Genomic DNA, 18,880 nt, shown 5'->3' on the forward strand with positions numbered 1-18,880 from the left:
GAGGCATTTAGTCCGACTCCATGCTATAATGGTCGGTTATCCCGGTACCACTCCTTCGCCCTTTTCGAGGTAAAAGCGCTATGACGCAAACCAACAAAAATGGCCAAAAACGCAAATCCACGCGACGTACCACAACGGCACGTGCAACCGAACGGGCGCTGATCGAGTCGGTCGCCGCAAGCCAAAGCCCGGAAGACGCCGAAAAACGGCGCAACCAAATCAAAGCGCTCCTGGCGATGGGCAAAGAGCGCGGGTACGTCACCTACGCCGAGATCAACGACCACCTTCCGGACGACATTACCGACGCCGACCAGATCGAAGCGATCGTCACCACCTTCAACAACCTGGGCATCAAAGTCTTCGAGGAAGCCCCGTCACCGGAAGAATTGCTGATCTCCGATACCGCGCCGGCGATCGCGCACGACGACGATCTCGACGAACAAGCCGAACAGGCGCTCTCCACGGTTGACAGCGAATTCGGCCGCACCACCGACCCCGTGCGGATGTACATGCGGGAAATGGGGCACTCGGAGCTGCTCACCCGAGAAGGCGAAATCGAGATCGCCAAACGAATCGAAGATGGCCTGCGGAGCATGGTGCAGGCAATCGCCGCGTGCCCGCCAACCATCGCGTTCATGTTGGAAACGGTCGAAAAAATCGAAAACGACAAACTGCGCGTCGACGAAGTGGTCGATGGTCTCATCGACAACCTCGACGACATCGTCCCGCCTACCACGGACGAAGAAGACGACGCAGAATCCCTTGACGACGACATCGACGAAACGCTGGACGAGTCCGACGACGACGCAACCGACGACAGCGACGACACCTTCGACGACGTCAGCGACGAAGACGAAGAGGAAGAAGAGGAAGAAGAGACAAAAGAAGAGCGCGCAGCACGTATCCAGGCCGAGAACCTAGCCACCCTCAAAAAGGGGACGCTCGCCCATTTCGCCAAAATCCGCGAATGGTACCAAGCGCTGGATGCTGCGCTCACCCAAGGCGGAACCCAAAACCCCGAATACCAGAAACTGCGCGATCTCATCGCGCACGAACTGCTGCACATCCGCTTTACCGCGCGCTATATCGAGCAAGTCTGCGACATCGTGCGCGGCTTCATCGAGCAGGTGCGGCAGCACGAGCGGCAGATCCAAATCCTCTGCACGCAAATCGGCACGATGCCGCGGGATCACTTCCTCAAAACCTTCCCTCCGAACGAAACCAACCTCGACTGGATCAAGAACGAGATCGAAGCCGGCCACCCGTGGTCCGAATCGCTGGTGCGGGTCTTCCCCAGCGTGCTCGACGAACAGCAGCGGATCATCGAAATCGTCGAGCGCGCGCGCGTCCCGCTCGACGAACTCAAAGACATCTTCAAACGGATGTCGCAAGGGGAAGCGAAGATGCGCGCAGCAAAGCGCGAAATGGTCGAAGCCAACCTCCGGCTCGTCATCTCGATCGCGAAGAAATACACCAACCGCGGGCTACAATTCCTCGACCTGATACAAGAGGGCAACATTGGCTTGATGAAAGCGGTAGACAAGTTCGAATACCGCCGCGGCTACAAATTCTCCACCTACGCCACCTGGTGGATCCGCCAGGCAATCACCCGCTCGATCGCCGATCAAGCGCGCACCATCCGCATCCCGGTGCACATGATCGAAACCATCAACAAGATGAACCGCATCAGCCGCCAGATCCTGCAAGAGACCGGCGAAGAGCCCTCCCCCGAGGTGCTTGCGGAGAGAATGGGTATGCCAGAAGAGAAGATTCGGCGCATCCTCAAAATCTCCCGCGACCCGATCTCGATGGAAACGCCGATCGGCGACGACGAGGATTCGCACTTAGGCGACTTCATCGAAGACACGTCGGTGCAACAACCGATCGACGCCGCACTGCAAGCCGACCTGCGTGAAGCGATGCGCGAAGTACTCGAACAGCTCAACCCGCGCGAAGCCAAAGTGCTGCGGATGCGTTTCGGCATCGAAATGAACACCGACTACACGCTCGAAGAGGTGGGACGCCAATTCGACGTCACACGCGAACGGATCCGCCAGATCGAAGCCAAAGCGCTCAGGAAACTGCGCCACCCCTCGCGGGCTGAGCTCCTGCGCGCTTATCTTGACAACGAAAGCTGACTCCCTTACGCTCACGCACTGGCCGCCCTTGGCGGCCTTCCTGTGCGCCCATAGCTCAACGGTTAGAGCAGCGGACTCATAATCCGTTGGTTGCAGGTTCGAATCCTGCTGGGCGCATCAAAAAATCAGACTGGCCAGCACCCACCACCGCGCTAAAAGCCGCGTTTCTTGAATTCCGATTCCGTCCGCAAAACCGCTTCACGCAACGCTCGGGCATCGACGAGCGCGTGGTGACGCCGATCTTCGTCCGACAGGATCGACTCCAAGATCGCGTGCCGGCGCGTACCAACCGGAGTCGTCCAATCATTGAGCCAGTGCGCAGCGAGCTTCAGATTCGCGGCGCGATAGGGGGCAATCAGGTCTATAAAAAGCCGCCAATCTTCTCGGACGTCGAAAACGACCGTCAGCGAATCACCAAGCGTCACCAGCCACGCCACAAGGGCTTTTCCCGCCTCGGTCCGCGTCAATCGATGGGTATTCTCGAGCTGCGGCAGGACGAAGTGATAAACGAAATGGGAACAATCGGCAATTCCCCAACCCTCTGCCAATTCGCAATAAAATTCCTGCCCATCCTCGGCGACCAATCCCGCCGAAATCAAACGCGGATCTGTGAAATCAGTAAATTCGGTGTCGAGAAAAACGCGCATACTACGCCCTCCTGTATACACGAAATGATAGGATGATGATTATGGCGATTCAATGGTTTCCTGGACACATGCACGCCACGCGCAAGCGATTGCAGGAAGCGCTTGCCGAGGTCGACGTCGTCATCGAAGTGCTCGATGCCCGCATTCCGGCAGCAAGCCGGAATCCACTGTTGGAGACACTTCGCCGCAGTCGGCAAAAGCCGTGCTTGAAGCTCCTCAACAAAAGCGACTTGGCCGACCCCGAACGCACCGAAAGATGGCGTGCGGCGCTGCAGCAAGAAGCCGGTGTGGCTACGCTGGCGCTCTGCGCCCACCAACCTGCAGACGTGCGCCAGGTGATACCCGCCGCGCAATCGTTGGCACCCCACCGCAATCATCCCACCAAGCCATTGCGGATGATGATCGTCGGCATTCCCAACGTGGGCAAATCGACCCTGCTCAATGCATTACTCAAGCGCAAAGCGGCCAAGGTTGGCGACGAACCGGCGGTGACCAAGGCGGTGCAGCGCTACCACCTGGACGGCTTACGGACCATTTTCGATACGCCGGGCATGATGTGGCCGAAGATCGAAATCGAACACGACGGCTGGATGCTCGCGGCATGCCACGCAATCGGGCGCAATGCGGTGCGTGAAGAAGAAGTGGCGCTCGCGCTCATCACCACGCTTCAGGAAGAGGGCTATGCCGAGCGCATTGCGAAACGATACGGCCTTCCCGAAACTCTGATCACCGCATCCCACCCAGAGGCGATCTTGGAAGCGATTGCCGAACGGCGCGGCTGCGTCGCCCGAGGTGGCGTAATCGACTGGGAGCGTGCCGCCCTCGTCTTCTTGCAGGATTTCCGGGACGGCCGCTTGGGCCGAGTGACGCTGGAGACCCCGGAGAGCCGTACGCTGCGCATCGCGCGCGCCACAACCGGCGACAAAAGTGATATGATCGAAACAGCTTCCCGTTGCGATGAGCACCATGACGCCGAAAGCGAAACAACCGACAAAACCGGAAGCGGCGCACCCAAACGGTGACCCCCAATTGGCGCCGCCAAGCCATGAACAGGGGCAGCTCCCCGACCCCGTCCCGGAACACCCGCTCCTTTCCGGCAAACGGGAAATCGGCCGAGGTCGCTTCAGCATCGTCCTCGACGCGGGCCCTGAACGCGTGTACAAAATTGTCACCCATCCCGACGAATACCTCTACTACACCGCGGACGATCGCCCGCAAGGGCCTCATTTTCCTATCGTCCATGCGTACCACGGTATCATCGGCCGTTCGTCGCTCGGCTACCCGATGCACCTTTTCGAAATGGAAAAACTCTACCCACTGCCGGAACAGTCGCCAGCAGGCCAATTGGCGCGCCGTTTGGCCGCCGTCTATTGGGAAATGTGCAAACAGTGGGGCGAACTCAGCCGCAAAATGGGCGCAATCGCGTTACAGCAGATGGTGCAAACGCAACCACCTTTCGACAAGACACTGACTGAGGCCTTGGACGCGTTGGCGCGCTTTATCGAGCAGTACCGGCTGTTGCCCGATCTCATCGCGCAAGACAATTTGATGATGCGCAAAGATGGCACGCTGGTCTTCTCCGATCCCTTGGTGCTGGAAGAATAACGCCTTTTTGCGCGCGTTCCCGAACCGCGTCATTTGCGCCGTTCGTTCCCCCTTTCACGGGTGCCGGCCCGACGGCACCAGACGCTCGACAACGTCGCAGCGGCCATCTTCCGCAATACGACGCGTCAATTCGATCCAGCCTGCTTTCCCACCGAGATCGGGACCGTTGGTGTAGAGTACCCGAGGCGACTCCTCCGGTGAGTGCACCTCCCACCCCAAAAGCTCTGCGACGAACTGCCCCAATTCGTAGTGCGTGGGCCGACAACGCAACCGTGATGGCCAAGGTTCTGGGATCGTGGCGCCATTCCAGGCGGCGACCACCACGGGAACTTCGCCAGCATGCGCGGTAAGCTGCCCGTGGCCCCAACGGCCGCCTTCACCCAGCAATTCGTTGTGGTCACCGGTAAGGATGAACCAAATCGGCTTGTCCGTTTTGCTTCGTACCGCAGTAACGATCTGCCGTGCCAATTCGTCGAACCAGGCAACAGCGTTACGGTAGGTCGTCTGCATCTGAGCGCTGCGCGACGAGGTATCGACGGGAAACGGTTGCCATCCTGGCGGCAGATAGCGGTCGTACGCCGAATGCGCAACGCGGGTGTGGAGGATCAACAAGGTTTTGTCGCGAAATGGTTCCGCGGCGATGCGTTCGAGTAAGACGCGATCGACCCCCGCTTCGGCACGCTCGGGATCGCATCGATCCACGGTGCAGAAATGGTCGGCCGAATCCGCCCGTGTGAAGGTAAACAGGTTGTTGGTCTGAGCCGACTCGACCACGACACGATACCCATGTTGCTTCGCCAGCGAGATCAGGTTACTCTTACCGGTAACCGGAATGTCACTACGCCACGGCTCACGCTGCAGATTGAAAAACATCGGCAACGTCACCTTGGTTGCCACCCCAGCGGACTGCCCGATCGTGACGATGCACGTTGGGCACGTACGCAACGATGCCAGAAACGGCGTAGTGGGTTGCGGGTAACCAAAAGCGCTCATCACGCTTGGATTGGTCGATTCTCCCATCACAAGGACGATCACCCCATCGACCCCCTCGCCGATCGGGCGTACGTGATACGGCTCGCCACTCACTGACTGTGCCGCCGCCAGTGCAGAAATCCCGCCATGCGCTGCGGTTGCGCCGATCGCGTACGACGTGACCAACCAGGCGTTTTTGAGCGCATAACCGTAGGGACGCGGATAGAATGCCTGCGTGTTTTCGGGGTGTCGGTACGCTTTGAGCGGTAACACCAACCACAACGCCAAGAAAAGCATTCCTGGCCACCACCGCCCCTGCACGCCGAAGCGCCGGTTCATTCGCCGCACTGCAGCGAAAACGGCAAGCGGCAAGAGCGGCAGCAGCAGCGCTGCCCAAAAATGGTGGAGCAGCCCAGAAAACGCCACCGTGATCTCGCGCCACTCAGTGAAAAGCAGCACCGGCTCGTGCGGCGCAATGGGCGCACCGTAATAGCTGTAGTGCAGAAATTGTCCCCACTGCGCCGCTGCGAAAAAGAGCGCTGCCATCCAGGCGGCAACCACGGAACGCAATGCCAGCGTCAGTGCGAACCAGAGGCCTACGATTGCGATCGTCAGCCCTTCGGGTTTGACCCGGTAGCTCGGCTCCAACGCCGCAAAAACGTGATCGATGCCCAAATAAACCGCCAGCCAAAGGAGCGTCCCGCCCAGCCAGATCACAACTTGCGCCAAAGCGCGCTGTGCCAGATTTTGCTTCGATGCCATCATTGACTACTCTGCTTCAACGGATCCGTTTTCACCGCGTTCGGCTCTCAACCCGTGGCTCGGGCGCGTTGGGTTGCGCCAGGAGCCCGTGCAACCACGTGAGCCCTTCCTGGAGTCGCTCATGAAGCCCATAAGGGGGTTGCAGGACCACCAGCCCACTTCCATACATCCCCCACCCGCTTTTCGGTGGCGCCGTGACCGCAAGCTCCACCCACAGGTGGTCCTCCGGCAGCACGTTGCGCAACCGCCGCACCAAAATCGGGACTTCGTACCGCTTGAGCAATGGGTACCACACCATCACCACTGCTTGCGGAAACCGACGCCGCACCTCGCGAACGAACGGCATGACGGCACCATAGTCCTTCGCCCCTTCGTACGAAGGGTCGACGAAAACGATCCCGCGCCGCACGGGGGGCGGCATCCGTTTGACCGCTGCTTGCCATCCGTCGGCAAGCGTAACGCTCACCCTGGGGTCACGCGCAAAGAGCTGCCGCAACGCTTCGCCGTCGGTGGGGTGGCGCTCGAAGCAATAGAGTCGATCGGGAAGATCGGCGCGCATCAAGAAGCGCGCGATCGCGGGCGACCCGGGATAAACCGTCATCGTGCCATCGGGATTGAATGCATTCAAAATGGACCGAAACGTGGCAAACGCCGCAGGGGCCTCTGCCTGCGCCGCCCAAAAGCGACCGACCCCGTCGCGCCACTCTTCCGGAAGTCGACCGCCAATGCGCTGCGTCAGCGCATAGACGCCAGCCCCCGCGTGGGTATCGAACGCACACCACGGCTTCTTTTTTTGGTTGAGCAGCGCGAGCGCTTCGCTCAACACCCAATGTTTGAGCAGGTCACCGGGATTCCCTGCATGAAACGCATGACGGTAAGCAAGCATAATGCGCAACTTTCAGCACGAACGCGGTTTCATGGGATAATAAAGCGCGTTTCAGAAAAAATGAGAGCGTGACAATGGCCTGTTTTGCCCTCGACGACAAGAGACCCATTTTATCGGAAGGCGTCTGGATTGCCGAGAGCGCCGAAGTGATCGGTGACGTTCGGCTGGGCCCGGACGTCTCGATCTGGTTCAATGCGGTGGTTCGCGGTGACAACGAACCGATCACGATCGGGGCGGGTACGAACATCCAAGACGGCGCGATCCTGCACAACGACGAAGGCGTTCCGCTCACGATCGGAGCCCATGTCACCGTCGGCCACATGGCGATGCTGCACGGGTGCACGATCGGTGACGGCACCTTGATCGGGATCAACGCGGTGATCCTAAACCATGCGGTGATCGGCAAAGAGTGCATCATTGGCGCCAATGCGCTCATTCCCGAGCGCAAGGTGATCCCCGACCGCAGCCTGGTCGTCGGCTCACCCGGCCGCGTGGTGCGCACGTTGAGCGACGAAGAGGTTGCTGCGTTGCGCCAAAACGCGCAGCACTACATCGACGCGGCGCGCCGCTACCGCCGGTTCCTGCGCCGCATCGACTAACTTGTAAGCACCTTCTTCATGGGCGGCTGGCGTGCTCCGGCACCATGAAAAGGAGTTCGTCGCTGCGAATCCAGTTGTATTGGCGGCGAACGGTCTCTTCGAGCGCCTCGCCGCCCGTTTCCAATTGCCGAATCACCTCGCGCAGCCGCTCGTTGCGGGCTTCGAGCGCGGCGTTCTGCGCACGCAGCTCGGCCACTTTCGCTTCCAGACGTTGCCGCGCGACGATCCCCCCTTCGCCGAACCAGAGCTGGTATTGCAACCCGAGCACCAGGAGGAGGATCGCCAACCGCCGCAGCGCCGTGACCATCGCGTGACACTCCGCGTGCGACGACGCCGCAACAAGACTCAGCCGCGACGCAGGTTATAGAACGCGGCGATACCGGGATAGTGGGCCGTATCGCCCAAATCCTCCTCGATGCGCAGCAGCTGGTTGTATTTCGCCAGTCGGTCGGAACGGGAAAGCGAACCGGTCTTGATCTGCATCGTCGACAACCCAACCGCGATATCGGCGATCGTCGCGTCTTCGGTCTCGCCCGAACGGTGCGAAACCACCGCGGTATAGCCCGCGCGTTTCGCCATTTCCACCGCAGCGAAGGTTTCGGTAAGCGTCCCGATCTGGTTGATCTTGATCAGGATCGAATTGGCTATGCCTTCTTGGATTCCTTTTTCCAAGATTTTGGTGTTGGTAACGAAGAGATCATCGCCAACCAGTTGCACCTTCTGCCCCAACCGTTCGGTCAAGAGCTTCCACCCGGCCCAATCGCCTTCGGCCATGCCATCCTCGATCGAAACGATCGGGAATTTGTCCACCAGGGTCGCCAGGTAGTCGGCAAACGCTTCCGAAGTAAGCGTGAGTCCCTCCCCTTCGAGCACGTATTGACCGTCGCGGTAGAACTCGGAGCTTGCGCAGTCGAGCGCCAATACCACGTCACGTCCGGGTTCATACCCTGCCGCGGCAACCGCTTCGAGAATCAGGTTCAACGCCTCTTCGGTGTTTTTCACGTTGGGCGCAAACCCGCCTTCGTCCCCCACCGTCGTGGGCATGCCGCGTTTGTCGATGATTTTCTTCAAGTGGTGGAACACTTCGGCACCGCAGCGCAACGCGTCACGGAAGGTCGACGCGCCCACGGGCATGATCATGCACTCTTGAATATCGAGGCTGTTGTTGGCGTGCGCACCGCCGTTGATCACGTTCATCATCGGTACCGGCATCGCTTTGAGGCCGCTGCCGCCCAGGTAGCGGTAGAGCGGCAGTCGCGCCTCTTCCGCGGCGGCCTTCGCCACCGCGAGCGACACCGCCAGGATCGCGTTCGCACCCAAGCGCGATTTGTCCTCGGTGCCGTCGAGCTCGATCATCGTCTTGTCGATGAGCGCCTGGTCGTCGGCGTCGAGCCCCAACAGGGCTTCGCAAATTTCGGTATTGACGTTTTCGACCGCTTTGAGCACGCCTTTGCCCAAATAGCGGTTGGGATCGCCATCCCGCAATTCGAGCGCTTCCCGAGAACCGGTCGACGCCCCGGAAGGAACCGCTGCCCGCCCGAGGACGCCCGATTCGAGCAACACGTCTGCCTCGACCGTGGGGTTGCCGCGCGAATCGAGCACCTCGCGGGCAACGATATCTACGATTGCTGCCATGGTTTCACTCCTTTACTCTGTATTCGTTCCGACCGCGCCTTACGCAAGCCCTTCGACGACGAGCATGTCGTACTCCGCAACTCCTTCGCGGGCGGCACGCGCTTGTCGGTAGGTTTCGGAATCGTAAAACGCTTTCGCCGCGTCATAAGAGGGAAATTCGACGACGACGACGCGCACCGGCTGCCAGGCGCCCTCCAGCACCTCGAAGCGGCCACCCCGCACGAGGAAACGCCCTCCATGTTCGGCCACCGCCTGCGCAGAGAGTTCGCGATAACGCGCAAGCGCGTCATTGTCGGCACGGCGCGCCACCACAACCACATACCCTTTCGCCATGTTCGGCTCCTTTCAGCGAAGTAACCACTCGTTTTCGAGGAAGGGGCTGCGCTTCACCACTCGATCGAGCTCGACCAACGTCGACAGCAACGCCTCGAGCCGCGGAATGGGCCAAGCGTTCGGCCCGTCGGAAAGGGCCTTGTCGGGGTCAGGATGGCACTCCATGAAGAGCCCGGCCACCCCCGCAGCGATCGCAGCGCGCGCCAAAACCGGGACGAACTCGCGGCGGCCGCTCGACCGCCCGTCTCCCCCGCCGGGCAGTTGGACCGAATGCGTGGCGTCGAACACCACTGGGCAACCGGTCTCGCGCATGATCGCGAGGCCGCGCATATCGACCACCAAATTGTGGTATCCGAACGAAACGCCGCGCTCACAGACCAGGATCGTATCGGCACCGCCATTGGCCGCTTTGGCTTTCGCGACAACGTGGCGCATATCCTCCGGGGCCAAGAATTGCCCTTTTTTGATGTTCACCGGTTTGCCGCTTGCGGCAACCGCCTGAATGAAGTCGGTTTGGCGGCAGAGGAATGCGGGCGTTTGCAACACGTCGACCACTTCGGCAACCGGCACGACCTCACGCTCCGTATGGACGTCGGTGAGCACGGGAACGCCGACGGTCTCGCGCACTTCGGCTAGGATCTCGAGCCCTTTGGCCATACCCAGACCACGAAACGACGCGACCGAGGTGCGGTTCGCCTTGTCGTAACTCGATTTATAGATGAACGGAACCCCCAGGCGATCGGTGATCGCCTTGATCGCCGAAGCGGTTTCGAGCGCCATTTGCCGCGACTCGATCACGCACGGCCCGGCAATCAGGAAAAAGGGGCGATCCAGCCCCACCTCGAAGCCACAGAGTTTCATCATCGCCCCTCTTTTTTTCCCGGCACGGCCGCACCCATCACGCCTCCTTGGGGAGCAAAACCGGACGTCCTGCCCGTTCCCGCGCCGCGAGCGCCGCAGCGACGAACGACGAAAAGAGCGGATGTCCGGTACGGGGATTCGAGGTGAATTCGGGATGGAATTGGCACCCCAAAAACCACGGGTGGACCGAACGGGGCAACTCGACGATCTCACACAGGTCCGTACCCGGCGCACGGCCCGAAACGACGAGTCCGTGCTGTTCCAATTCCGGCAACAGTCGGTTATTGACCTCATAGCGGTGGCGATGGCGCTCGACGATCTCATCTTTGCCGTAGATCTCGTGCGCCAGCGTCCCCGGCGCCACGCGACACGGCTGGCCACCAAGCCGCATCGTACCGCCCAGATCGGCGTCCGCACTGCGGCGGATCACCTGCCCCGAGCGATCCTGCCATTCGGTGATCAACCCCACCACCGGATGCGCCGTATCGGGATCGAATTCGGTCGAGTGGGCGTCTTGCCATCCCACAACGTGGCGCGCAAACTCGACCACCGCCAACTGCATCCCCAAGCAAATGCCCAGATACGGAATCTGCTGCTCGCGCGCGAATTGGATGGCGCGAATCTTGCCTTCGGTGCCCCGCCGGCCAAACCCCCCGGGAACGAGGATCGCGTCGAGCTGCTTCAGGATCGCTTCCCCACCTGGTGCTTCGAGATCTTCGGCATCGATATAGTGGATATTGATCCGGCAGCGCGCTTTCAAACCGGCATGGTTGAGCGCTTCGATGAGCGATTTGTACGATTCGGTGAGATCGACATATTTTCCCACGAACCCCAAATCGATCTCAGTCTGCGGATGGTTGAGCGCATCGACAATCTCTTGCCAGATGCGCAGATTGGCAGGCCGCGCCAAAATTCCGAGTTTGTGGCAGACGATCTCGTCGAGCATCTGCTCGTGGAGCAACAACGGAATGCGGTAGATGGTGTCGGCGTCGCGCGCCTCGATCACCGCTTCTGGGCGGACGTTGCAAAAGAGCGCGATTTTGCGCCGCTCCGCTTCCGGGATTTCCCGGTCCGCACGGCACAACAAAATATCGGGCTGAATACCGATCTCCCGCAACTCTTTCACCGAGTGTTGCGTCGGTTTGGTTTTGAGCTCACCCGCCGTCGGAATGAAGGGCAGCAGCGTCAAATGGATGTAGCACGCCCCTAGCGGCCCGAGCTCCTGCCCCATCTGGCGAATCGCCTCCAGAAAAGGGAGCGACTCGATGTCGCCGACGGTTCCCCCAACCTCGACGATCGCGACGTCGGCCCCTTCGGCACCGCGACGAATGTAGAGCTTGATCTCATCGGTAATATGCGGGATCACCTGAACGGTTTTGCCCAGGTACTCCCCGCGCCGCTCTTTGCGAATCACCGACTCATAAATTTGCCCGGTAGTGAAGTTGTTCCGCCGGCTCATCTTAGCGCTCGTAAAGCGCTCGTAGTGCCCCAGGTCGAGGTCGGTCTCCGCACCGTCTTCGGTGACAAAGACCTCGCCGTGCTGGAACGGGCTCATCGTGCCAGGGTCGACGTTGATGTACGGGTCGAGTTTGAGATGGGTGACACGAATCCCGCGCGATTCCAAAATCGCGCCAAGTGAAGCGGCGGCGATCCCCTTACCCAGTGAGGAGACGACGCCGCCGGTGACGAACACATACTTGGTCATAGCGAATAGGCGCTCGCGAAAAGCGCTATTCTACCCGAAACTCAGGTGGCGAGCTCCGGCCGGTTGCGGAAGTATTCGAGCGCTTCGGGGTTGGCCAGCGCCTCGACATTCTTCACCGCTTCGCCATGCACCACCTGACGAACCGCGATCTCGACGATCTTGCCGCTTTTGGTGCGCGGGATATCGGGAACCTGAACCACTTTCGCCGGTACGTGTCGCGGCGTGGTGTTCACACGGATCGTCTCTTTGATTTTCTGGACAAGGGCGTCGTCCATGGTTAGGCCGTCCCGCAACCGCACGAAGAGCACCACCCGCTCGTCGTTGCCCCACCGCTGGCCGATCACCAACGATTCGACCACTTCGTCAAGCTTTTCGACTTGACGGTAGATCTCCGCGGTACCGATCCGCACCCCGCCCGGATTGAGCGTGGCGTCCGACCGCCCGTAGATGATGAAACCGCCACGTGGCGTCTCTTCGGCATAATCGCCGTGGGTCCAGACCCCCGGGAACCGTTCGAAATAAGCCGCGCGGTAGCGCTTGCCGTCGGGGTCGTGCCAAAATCCGAGCGGCATTGCTGGAAATGGCCGAGTGCATACCAGCTCCCCTTTCGCTCCGACCACCGGATTACCCTGTTCGTCGAAGACCGCGACCGCCATCCCCAGCCCCTTGCACTGGATCTCGCCACGATAGACCGGAAGCGTTGGGTTCCCCAGGACGAAGCAGGAGCAGATATCGGTGCCGCCCGAAATCGAACTCAGACAGACGTCGGTTTTGATGCGTTCATAGACGTAATCAAACCCTTCAGGCGCCAGCGGGCTCCCGGTAGACAACACGGTACGCACCGACGAAAGCGAATGGGTCTCGATCGGTGCAAGCCCCTGCTTCGCCGCGGCATCCAAGAATTTCGCCGACGTGCCGAATTGGGTCATTCCCTCGGCGTCGGCCAGATCGAAGAGAATCCGCCCTTCGCGCGCAAAGGGCGAGCCGTCATAAAGGAGCAACGTCGCTTCGCTCGCCAAGCCGCTCACCAACCAGTTCCACATCATCCAGCCGCAGGTGGTGAAGTAGAACAGGCGGTCACCCGAGCGAACGTCGGTATGCAACCGATGCTCCTTCAGGTGTTGGAGCAATACCCCCCCGGCGCGATGGACGATACATTTGGGCACACCTGTGGTGCCCGAAGAGTACAAAATGTAAAGCGGATGGTCGAACGGCAACCGGACGAACGCGATTTCACGCACCGCCTCATGTGGCGTCAACCAATTCGCCCACGAAACGGCACGGGGAATCGACGACAGCGACCCGTCGAATTCTGCCGCTGGCAACCCCCCGGAGACGCTCAGGTAGGGGGTTACCACCACCCGTTCGACACTGGGAAGCCGCTCGGCGACCTCGGCCACTTTGGCACGGATGTCGATCGCTTTACCGTTGTACCAATAGCCGTCGACGGTGAAGAGCACCTTGGGTTCGGTCTGACCAAAACGGTCGAGCACCCCCTGGACGCCGAAATCGGGTGACGCCGAAGTGAAGATCGCACCCAGGCTCGTCGCGGCGAGCATCGCCACTACCGTATGCGGATGGTTGGGCATATACGCGGCAACACGGTCTCCACGCCCAACCCCGGCTTCCGCCAACGCCGCGGCACACTGCGCAACCGCCCGATAGAGTTCCGCCCAAGTGAAGCGCAGGGTCTGTTTGTCTTCGCCCCAAAAGATGAGGGCGGGGGTATCGTCGCGGCGGCGCAGCAAATTTTCCGCGAAATTGAGCCGCGCTTCCGGAAACCACTGCGCAGCGGTGATCTCCGTCCCTTCGACGAAGATCACGTCACCCCGTGTGCCGATCACCCCACAATCGTCCCATACTTGCGCCCAGAACGCTTCAGGGTGCTCGATGCTCCATTGGTGCAGCGCACGATAGTCCGGCAGATTCACGCCCCAGCGACGCTCGGCACGATGTGCAAACGCCGTGATCTGCGCGTGTTGCACCCGTTCCGGGCTTGGCGCCCAAAGCATGGTTGCATCCTTGCTCATGGAATTTCCCCCTTTGGTCTGCGAACCTACCTCATCTTATTCTGGATGAATCAATTTTTCCCGCAACGCATCGGGAATCGGCACCGATTGGCCGGTGCGGGGATTGAACCAAACGATCTTGGCATACCCCGTGGCGTAGAGAGGATCCTCACCCACACAACACAATTCGTACCACGTCATCACACTCGAACGCCCGGGTTCTCCCAAAAAGAGCTTGACCTCCACCGTCGCCGGGTAGGTCACAGGACGCAAAAAGGTGCATTCGGCGTTGATGATCACCGGCGCCCCTTCGGCCTCGGGATGCACACGATAACCGATGTGCTCCAGCCATTCGACACGCGCCTGCTCGTAGAATCGGAAATAGACCGTATTATTGACATGCCCGTAGGCATCCATATCCCCCCAACGAACCGGAATGCGTGACACCCACGCCAACCGCCGCACCGCGGCTTCCGGGTTGTGGCCACCCCCCGCTTGGGGCGCAGTTACCTCGCTCATTGTCGATTACCCCCTTGTCATTCGAACGCTTTTTTGCCAACATACGCTAGCGTATGGAACAGATTGTAGCGTAAGGAGCGTAAAGATGGAACGCGAAACGATGGAGTTCGACGTCGTCATCGTCGGCGCGGGCCCTGCTGGGCTTGCCGCGGCGATCCGGCTGAAGCAGCTCGCGAACGAACGCGGCGAGGATTGGTCGATCTGCGTGCTGGAAAAGGGGGCCGAAGTCGGCGCGCACACTCTTTCGGGCGCGGTATTCGACGCCCGCGCGCTTGCGGAACTCATTCCCGATTACCGCGAACGCGGCGCCCCCATCGGGACGCCCGTCACCGAAGATCGCTTCTTGTTCCTCACCGAGCAGCGTGCGTTCAAAACCCCCAATTTTCTCCTGCCCGTGTGCTTTCAAAACCACGGCAACACCATCGTTCGCGCCGGGTTTTTGGTCAAATGGCTGGGCGAACAGGCCGAAGCGCTCGGCGTCGAGATCTTCCCTGGCTTTGCCGCGGCTGAGATGCTTTTCGACGACAACGACCGTGTGATCGGGGTGGTTACCGGCGACATGGGGGTCCAGAAAGACGGAACCCCAGGGCCCAACTACCAACCGGGAATCGCGATCATGGCCCGTTATACCCTCTTTGCCGAGGGGTGCCGCGGGCATCTCGGCAAGCAACTCGAAGCCCATTACCGGCTCCGCGATGGGAAAGACCCGCAGAAATATGGCATCGGGATCAAAGAGCTCTGGCGCATTCCCAAAGAGCAACACCAAGCGGGCCTCGTGATGCACACCGCGGGCTGGCCGCTCGACCCCCACACCTACGGTGGGTCGTTCTGCTACCACCTGGAAGAGGATCTGGTCGCGATCGGCTTCGTCGTCGGTCTCGACTACCAGAACCCGTACCTCTCTCCGTTCGAAGAGTTCCAGCGTTTCAAGACCCACCCCGCGATTCGACCGATGCTCGAAGGCGGGGAACGCCTCGCGTACGGAGCGCGGGCATTGACCGCAGGCGGAATCCAGTCGCTCCCGAAACTGGTCTTCCCAGGCGGCGCGCTTATCGGAGACGACGCGGGCTTTCTCAATGCCTCACGCATCAAAGGGCTCCACACCGCGATCAAGTCGGGGATGCTCGCAGCCGAAGCCACCGCCGACGCGCTCGCAGCTGGGCGCGCGCACGACGAACTCACCGCCTACCCAACCGCTTTCGAAACCAGCTGGATGAAGGAAGAGCTGTATCGCGCCCGCAATTTCAAACCCCTGATGCACAAAGGTCTTTACCTTGGGTCGCTGCTCTTTGGGATCGACCAGATGGTGTTCCGAGGCAAAGCGCCGTGGACCCTACACCACGCACAAGCCGACCACGAAGCGCTCAAACCGGCAAACACGTTTCACCCGATCGCCTATCCCAAACCCGACGGCAAGATCACCTTCGATCGCCTCTCGTCGGTCTTCCTCTCCAATACCAACCACGACGAAGACCAGCCGTGCCATTTGCAACTGCGTGAACCAGAGAAGGCGATCGCCGTCAATTTCAACGTCTATGCGTCACCGGAAACCCGTTACTGCCCCGCGGGTGTCTATGAAATCGTCGAAACGGACGGCCAGCCGCGCTTACAGATCAACGCGCAGAACTGCGTCCACTGCAAGACGTGTGACATCAAGGACCCCACCCAGAACATCAACTGGGTGACCCCTCAAGGGGGCGAGGGTCCGATCTACCAAGGGATGTGACCCCGTATCGCGTCACTCCAGAACCCGGCGGGCGTTGAGCGGTTGCACCGGGCGCGCGTTCTCGTTGAGGAGCGCGCGCAGCCGCTGCAACTGCGGCTCGCTCGCCGTGATGGGCTCTTGCATCACGTACCACCGCACCCCTTCGGAGCACGGCGGCGTCGTCAAGGAGCCGTTGTAACGGAAAAACCCTTCACTGCGCGGCAGTAACGCGCGCAGATCAACCGTTTCGTTACTGATCCGTTTGCGCTCCTGATGCCCTTTGCGGCGCACATGCCGCGCATCGTGCGCACCCTCGGTCGGCTCTGGCGCCCACCGCAAGATCTGCGCCAATACCGGATTCTCGTCGCCACTTTGGAACCAAACCCCGACTACCGCAAGCGCGCCTTTGGCGTTGCGATGCACGAAATGGGCTTCGAGCGGATAGCGGTTGCCGTTATCCGCATGTTCGCTGGGCGAATGGAAATGAACGTTGATCAACGAAAAGGTCTCACCCTCTGCGGTGAGGGTCCATTTGCCTTCTGGCACCGGTAAAACGATCGTATGACCGTTATCGACCACCGTCAAAGGCAAAGGTGCTTCGTACTGGAACTGGATCGGGCGCAGGTCGGTGCGCAACACCCGAACGCGGTCGATATCGATCGGCGACTGATTCTTTCCAATCTCGCAAAGCAAATACTCCTTGGAGAGTTTCCCCCACCGCTCGGGCCCGAGCTTACCGTGGTAACCCCAAGCAGCACCGCCTGCGGCCTGTGCCAACGTAGCCGTAGCGAACAAGCCAACTGCAATCCATCCGCGAATTCCTAGGCGCATCCCATCCGCTCCTCTCGAACACTTTCCGAGTAAAATAGCACAAGTTACTCCCAAGACCTATCCTTCACTCATGGCACAAAACCCTTATCCTCACCCCATCCTGGCACGTGAAGGTTGGCCCTTCATCGCCCTCACGGGTGTGGTGGCGCTCGTCACCACGGCGTGGTGGGAAGCCGGGTCGCTCCCCTTTTGGGCGCTCTTTCTCTTCGTCGTGCAATTTTTCCGTGACCCGGCGCGCCCCATCCCGGATACGCCCCGCGCCGTCCTTTCCCCGGCTGATGGCCGCATCGTCGCGATCGAAGCGACCACCGACCCGTGGCGCGAATGCCCGGCGCTCAAAGTCAGCGTCTTCATGAACGTCTTCAACGTCCATTCGAACCGAAGCCCCGTAGACGGGACTGTGCTCAACCGCTGGTACCACCCCGGCAAATTTCTCAACGCAGCGCTTGACAAAGCCAGTGTCGAAAACGAACGCAACGCCCTCCACTTCAAAACCGACGACGGACACGAACTGACCTGCGTGCAAGTGGCTGGCCTCATCGCCCGCCGTATCCTCTGCACTGTGGAACCTGGCCAACATCTGGCGCGGGGTGAACGGTATGGCTTCATCCGCTTCGGTTCGCGCGTCGACCTCTACCTGCCACCGGAAAGCCAGGTGTGTGTCACCATTGGGGAGAAGGTGAAAGCCACCTCGACCATTCTCGCCCTTTTGCCGGAAGCACCCGAAAAACCATGACCAACCCAGTTGACGAGATACCGGACGAGGAGACTCCGAATCACCCGCGGCGGGCGATCTACCTCCTGCCCAACTTGATGACCACCGCTGCGCTCTTTTTCGGCTTCTATTCGGTGGTCCAGTCGTGGCATGGCGATCTGGCGGCAGCCGCGATCGCGATCTTTATCGCGATCCTCTTCGACGGACTCGACGGTCGTCTGGCGCGGCTCACCCACACCCAAAGCGCGTTCGGCGCGGAATACGATTCGCTTTCCGATATGGTCTCGTTTGGGGTTGCTCCGGCCGTCCTCGCGCTGGCCACCGCGCTCAACTCCTTGGGCAAACCGGGGTGGATCCTCGCGTTCGTCTACTGTGCAGCGGCGGCGCTGCGTTTGGCGCGCTTCAACGTCAATCAAACGGTCGTCGGTAAGAACTACTTCCAAGGATTGCCCAGCCCTTCCGCCGCAGCGCTCGTCGCAAGCTTCGTCTGGCTGGCGCACGACCTTGCCTGGAACCCCACCACCACCGCAGTTTGGTGTGGCGTGCTCACCCTGTTCGCGGGCCTCAGCATGGTAAGCAACATTCTGTTCTGGAGCGGGAAATCGATCGATCTACGCCGCTCCGTTCCGTTCCTGGCCGCAGCCGGGCTGGCGTTGGTGTTCGCGTTCATCTCGTTTTACCCCCCCGGCGTACTCTTCGCGTTGACGCTTGCTTACGCGCTGAGCGGTTACTTCCTCGCGCTGTGGCGCTGGTGGAAAAAGCGGCACCCCCTTGTCAAAAACGAAAAAGGTGGGTAGATTTACGCCATGGCTTGTGCATCGATTCCCTCTCGCACGCGAAACATTCTCCTTCGGGCAGGGCTTCTGCTCGGTCCTCTGCTGCGCCTTGCGCGCTGACGAACTCACCCACTCCCCCCTTATCCCAATCCCTTCGCCCTAGGGGCAAGAGACCCTACAAC

General features: G+C 60.5%; 18 protein-coding genes and 1 tRNA gene. 8 read left to right on the plus strand and 11 right to left on the minus strand.

Translation table 11 applies throughout. The features are described from left to right. Window positions 1-80: 80 nt before the first annotated feature. Entirely contained in the window at window positions 81-2,138 is a 2,058-nt protein-coding gene (gene rpoD / locus HPTL_RS08075) for an RNA polymerase sigma factor RpoD (RefSeq protein WP_119335532.1), read from the plus strand. A 44-nt stretch (window positions 2,139-2,182) separates the two neighbouring features. Next, window positions 2,183-2,255, plus strand: a tRNA-Ile gene (locus HPTL_RS08080). Between the two features lie 35 nt (window positions 2,256-2,290). Here HPTL_RS08080 and HPTL_RS08085 read toward each other — a convergent pair. Beyond that, complete coding sequence (locus tag HPTL_RS08085; RefSeq protein ID WP_119335533.1) at window positions 2,291-2,785, minus strand: hypothetical protein; 495 nt, start codon at window positions 2,783-2,785, stop codon at window positions 2,291-2,293. A gap of 41 nt (window positions 2,786-2,826) precedes the next feature. Here HPTL_RS08085 and ylqF point away from each other — a divergent pair, with 41 nt between their 5' ends. Then, window positions 2,827-3,807 (plus strand): ribosome biogenesis GTPase YlqF, encoded by a 981-nt coding sequence (ylqF, locus tag HPTL_RS08090; protein WP_119336136.1) that lies wholly within the window; start codon window positions 2,827-2,829, stop codon window positions 3,805-3,807. Further along, complete coding sequence (locus HPTL_RS08095; RefSeq protein WP_197713641.1) at window positions 3,752-4,390, plus strand: hypothetical protein; 639 nt, start codon at window positions 3,752-3,754, stop codon at window positions 4,388-4,390. The genes ylqF and HPTL_RS08095 overlap by 56 nt, the downstream gene beginning before the upstream one ends. Before the next feature lie 54 nt (window positions 4,391-4,444). Here the strand turns inward: HPTL_RS08095 and HPTL_RS08100 are convergent, their stop codons facing one another. Beyond that, complete coding sequence (locus tag HPTL_RS08100; RefSeq protein WP_119335534.1) at window positions 4,445-6,127, minus strand: sulfatase-like hydrolase/transferase; 1,683 nt, start codon at window positions 6,125-6,127, stop codon at window positions 4,445-4,447. 28 nt (window positions 6,128-6,155) lie between these two features. Beyond that, window positions 6,156-7,010: a 23S rRNA (adenine(2030)-N(6))-methyltransferase RlmJ gene (locus tag HPTL_RS08105; RefSeq protein ID WP_119335535.1), complete on the minus strand. Its 855-nt coding sequence runs from the start codon at window positions 7,008-7,010 to the stop codon at window positions 6,156-6,158. A 74-nt stretch (window positions 7,011-7,084) separates the two neighbouring features. Between HPTL_RS08105 and HPTL_RS08110 the strand changes: the two genes are divergently transcribed. Further along, window positions 7,085-7,609 carry a gamma carbonic anhydrase family protein gene (locus HPTL_RS08110; RefSeq protein ID WP_119335536.1) on the plus strand — a complete coding sequence of 175 codons (525 nt, stop codon included), beginning with the start codon at window positions 7,085-7,087 and terminating at the stop codon, window positions 7,607-7,609. 16 nt (window positions 7,610-7,625) lie between these two features. On the opposite strand, the gene HPTL_RS08115 is transcribed toward HPTL_RS08110, so the two are convergent. From HPTL_RS08115 to HPTL_RS08145, 7 genes are read right to left on the minus strand one after another with little or no spacing between them, the layout of a single operon-like run. Continuing rightward, the gene (locus HPTL_RS08115; RefSeq protein ID WP_119335537.1) at window positions 7,626-7,916 is read right to left on the minus strand and encodes an FtsB family cell division protein; all 291 of its coding nucleotides are present in this window, start codon (window positions 7,914-7,916) and stop codon (window positions 7,626-7,628) included. A 38-nt stretch (window positions 7,917-7,954) separates the two neighbouring features. Then, window positions 7,955-9,244: a phosphopyruvate hydratase gene (gene eno, locus HPTL_RS08120; protein ID WP_119335538.1), complete on the minus strand. Its 1,290-nt coding sequence runs from the start codon at window positions 9,242-9,244 to the stop codon at window positions 7,955-7,957. 39 nt (window positions 9,245-9,283) lie between these two features. Further along, complete coding sequence (locus HPTL_RS08125) at window positions 9,284-9,577, minus strand: DUF1330 domain-containing protein (RefSeq protein ID WP_119335539.1); 294 nt, start codon at window positions 9,575-9,577, stop codon at window positions 9,284-9,286. Window positions 9,578-9,589: 12 nt separating this feature from the next. After that, window positions 9,590-10,438 (minus strand): 3-deoxy-8-phosphooctulonate synthase, encoded by an 849-nt coding sequence (gene kdsA, locus HPTL_RS08130; protein ID WP_119335540.1) that lies wholly within the window; start codon window positions 10,436-10,438, stop codon window positions 9,590-9,592. Window positions 10,439-10,475: 37 nt separating this feature from the next. After that, window positions 10,476-12,143, minus strand: coding sequence for a CTP synthase (locus HPTL_RS08135; protein ID WP_119335541.1), 1,668 nt, complete (start codon window positions 12,141-12,143; stop codon window positions 10,476-10,478). Between the two features lie 41 nt (window positions 12,144-12,184). After that, the gene (locus HPTL_RS08140) at window positions 12,185-14,173 is read right to left on the minus strand and encodes an acetoacetate--CoA ligase (RefSeq protein ID WP_119335542.1); all 1,989 of its coding nucleotides are present in this window, start codon (window positions 14,171-14,173) and stop codon (window positions 12,185-12,187) included. Between the two features lie 36 nt (window positions 14,174-14,209). Continuing rightward, window positions 14,210-14,671 carry an acyl-CoA thioesterase gene (locus HPTL_RS08145; protein ID WP_119335543.1) on the minus strand — a complete coding sequence of 154 codons (462 nt, stop codon included), beginning with the start codon at window positions 14,669-14,671 and terminating at the stop codon, window positions 14,210-14,212. An 85-nt stretch (window positions 14,672-14,756) separates the two neighbouring features. Between HPTL_RS08145 and HPTL_RS08150 the strand changes: the two genes are divergently transcribed. Continuing rightward, window positions 14,757-16,397, plus strand: a complete 1,641-nt coding sequence (locus tag HPTL_RS08150; protein ID WP_119335544.1) for an electron transfer flavoprotein-ubiquinone oxidoreductase — start codon at window positions 14,757-14,759, stop codon at window positions 16,395-16,397. A gap of 12 nt (window positions 16,398-16,409) precedes the next feature. Here HPTL_RS08150 and HPTL_RS08155 read toward each other — a convergent pair whose 3' ends face one another. Continuing rightward, window positions 16,410-17,207, minus strand: a complete 798-nt coding sequence (locus tag HPTL_RS08155; protein ID WP_119335545.1) for a carbonic anhydrase — start codon at window positions 17,205-17,207, stop codon at window positions 16,410-16,412. Between the two features lie 70 nt (window positions 17,208-17,277). Here HPTL_RS08155 and HPTL_RS08160 point away from each other — a divergent pair, with 70 nt between their 5' ends. Then, window positions 17,278-17,943 (plus strand): phosphatidylserine decarboxylase, encoded by a 666-nt coding sequence (locus HPTL_RS08160; RefSeq protein WP_119335546.1) that lies wholly within the window; start codon window positions 17,278-17,280, stop codon window positions 17,941-17,943. Beyond that, the gene (pssA, locus tag HPTL_RS08165) at window positions 17,940-18,719 is read left to right on the plus strand and encodes a CDP-diacylglycerol--serine O-phosphatidyltransferase (protein WP_119335547.1); all 780 of its coding nucleotides are present in this window, start codon (window positions 17,940-17,942) and stop codon (window positions 18,717-18,719) included. Before HPTL_RS08160 ends, pssA begins: the two co-directional genes overlap by 4 nt. Window positions 18,720-18,880: the final 161 nt, after the last annotated feature.

The sequence above is a fragment of the Hydrogenophilus thermoluteolus genome, assembly GCF_003574215.1.
In the GTDB taxonomy this organism is placed as follows: domain Bacteria; phylum Pseudomonadota; class Gammaproteobacteria; order Burkholderiales; family Rhodocyclaceae; genus Hydrogenophilus; species Hydrogenophilus thermoluteolus.

Coding starts and splice junctions, on each gene's coding strand:
- rpoD (WP_119335532.1), top strand. CDS start 81: ATGACGCAAACCAACAAAAATGGCCAAAAACGCAAATCCACGCGACGT.
- HPTL_RS08085 (WP_119335533.1), bottom strand. CDS start 2,785: ATGCGCGTTTTTCTCGACACCGAATTTACTGATTTCACAGATCCGCGT.
- ylqF (WP_119336136.1), top strand. CDS start 2,827: ATGGCGATTCAATGGTTTCCTGGACACATGCACGCCACGCGCAAGCGA.
- HPTL_RS08095 (WP_197713641.1), top strand. CDS start 3,752: ATGACGCCGAAAGCGAAACAACCGACAAAACCGGAAGCGGCGCACCCA.
- HPTL_RS08100 (WP_119335534.1), bottom strand. CDS start 6,127: ATGATGGCATCGAAGCAAAATCTGGCACAGCGCGCTTTGGCGCAAGTT.
- HPTL_RS08105 (WP_119335535.1), bottom strand. CDS start 7,010: ATGCTTGCTTACCGTCATGCGTTTCATGCAGGGAATCCCGGTGACCTG.
- HPTL_RS08110 (WP_119335536.1), top strand. CDS start 7,085: ATGGCCTGTTTTGCCCTCGACGACAAGAGACCCATTTTATCGGAAGGC.
- HPTL_RS08115 (WP_119335537.1), bottom strand. CDS start 7,916: ATGGTCACGGCGCTGCGGCGGTTGGCGATCCTCCTCCTGGTGCTCGGG.
- eno (WP_119335538.1), bottom strand. CDS start 9,244: ATGGCAGCAATCGTAGATATCGTTGCCCGCGAGGTGCTCGATTCGCGC.
- HPTL_RS08125 (WP_119335539.1), bottom strand. CDS start 9,577: ATGGCGAAAGGGTATGTGGTTGTGGTGGCGCGCCGTGCCGACAATGAC.
- kdsA (WP_119335540.1), bottom strand. CDS start 10,438: ATGAAACTCTGTGGCTTCGAGGTGGGGCTGGATCGCCCCTTTTTCCTG.
- HPTL_RS08135 (WP_119335541.1), bottom strand. CDS start 12,143: ATGACCAAGTATGTGTTCGTCACCGGCGGCGTCGTCTCCTCACTGGGT.
- HPTL_RS08140 (WP_119335542.1), bottom strand. CDS start 14,173: ATGAGCAAGGATGCAACCATGCTTTGGGCGCCAAGCCCGGAACGGGTG.
- HPTL_RS08145 (WP_119335543.1), bottom strand. CDS start 14,671: ATGAGCGAGGTAACTGCGCCCCAAGCGGGGGGTGGCCACAACCCGGAA.
- HPTL_RS08150 (WP_119335544.1), top strand. CDS start 14,757: ATGGAACGCGAAACGATGGAGTTCGACGTCGTCATCGTCGGCGCGGGC.
- HPTL_RS08155 (WP_119335545.1), bottom strand. CDS start 17,207: ATGCGCCTAGGAATTCGCGGATGGATTGCAGTTGGCTTGTTCGCTACG.
- HPTL_RS08160 (WP_119335546.1), top strand. CDS start 17,278: ATGGCACAAAACCCTTATCCTCACCCCATCCTGGCACGTGAAGGTTGG.
- pssA (WP_119335547.1), top strand. CDS start 17,940: ATGACCAACCCAGTTGACGAGATACCGGACGAGGAGACTCCGAATCAC.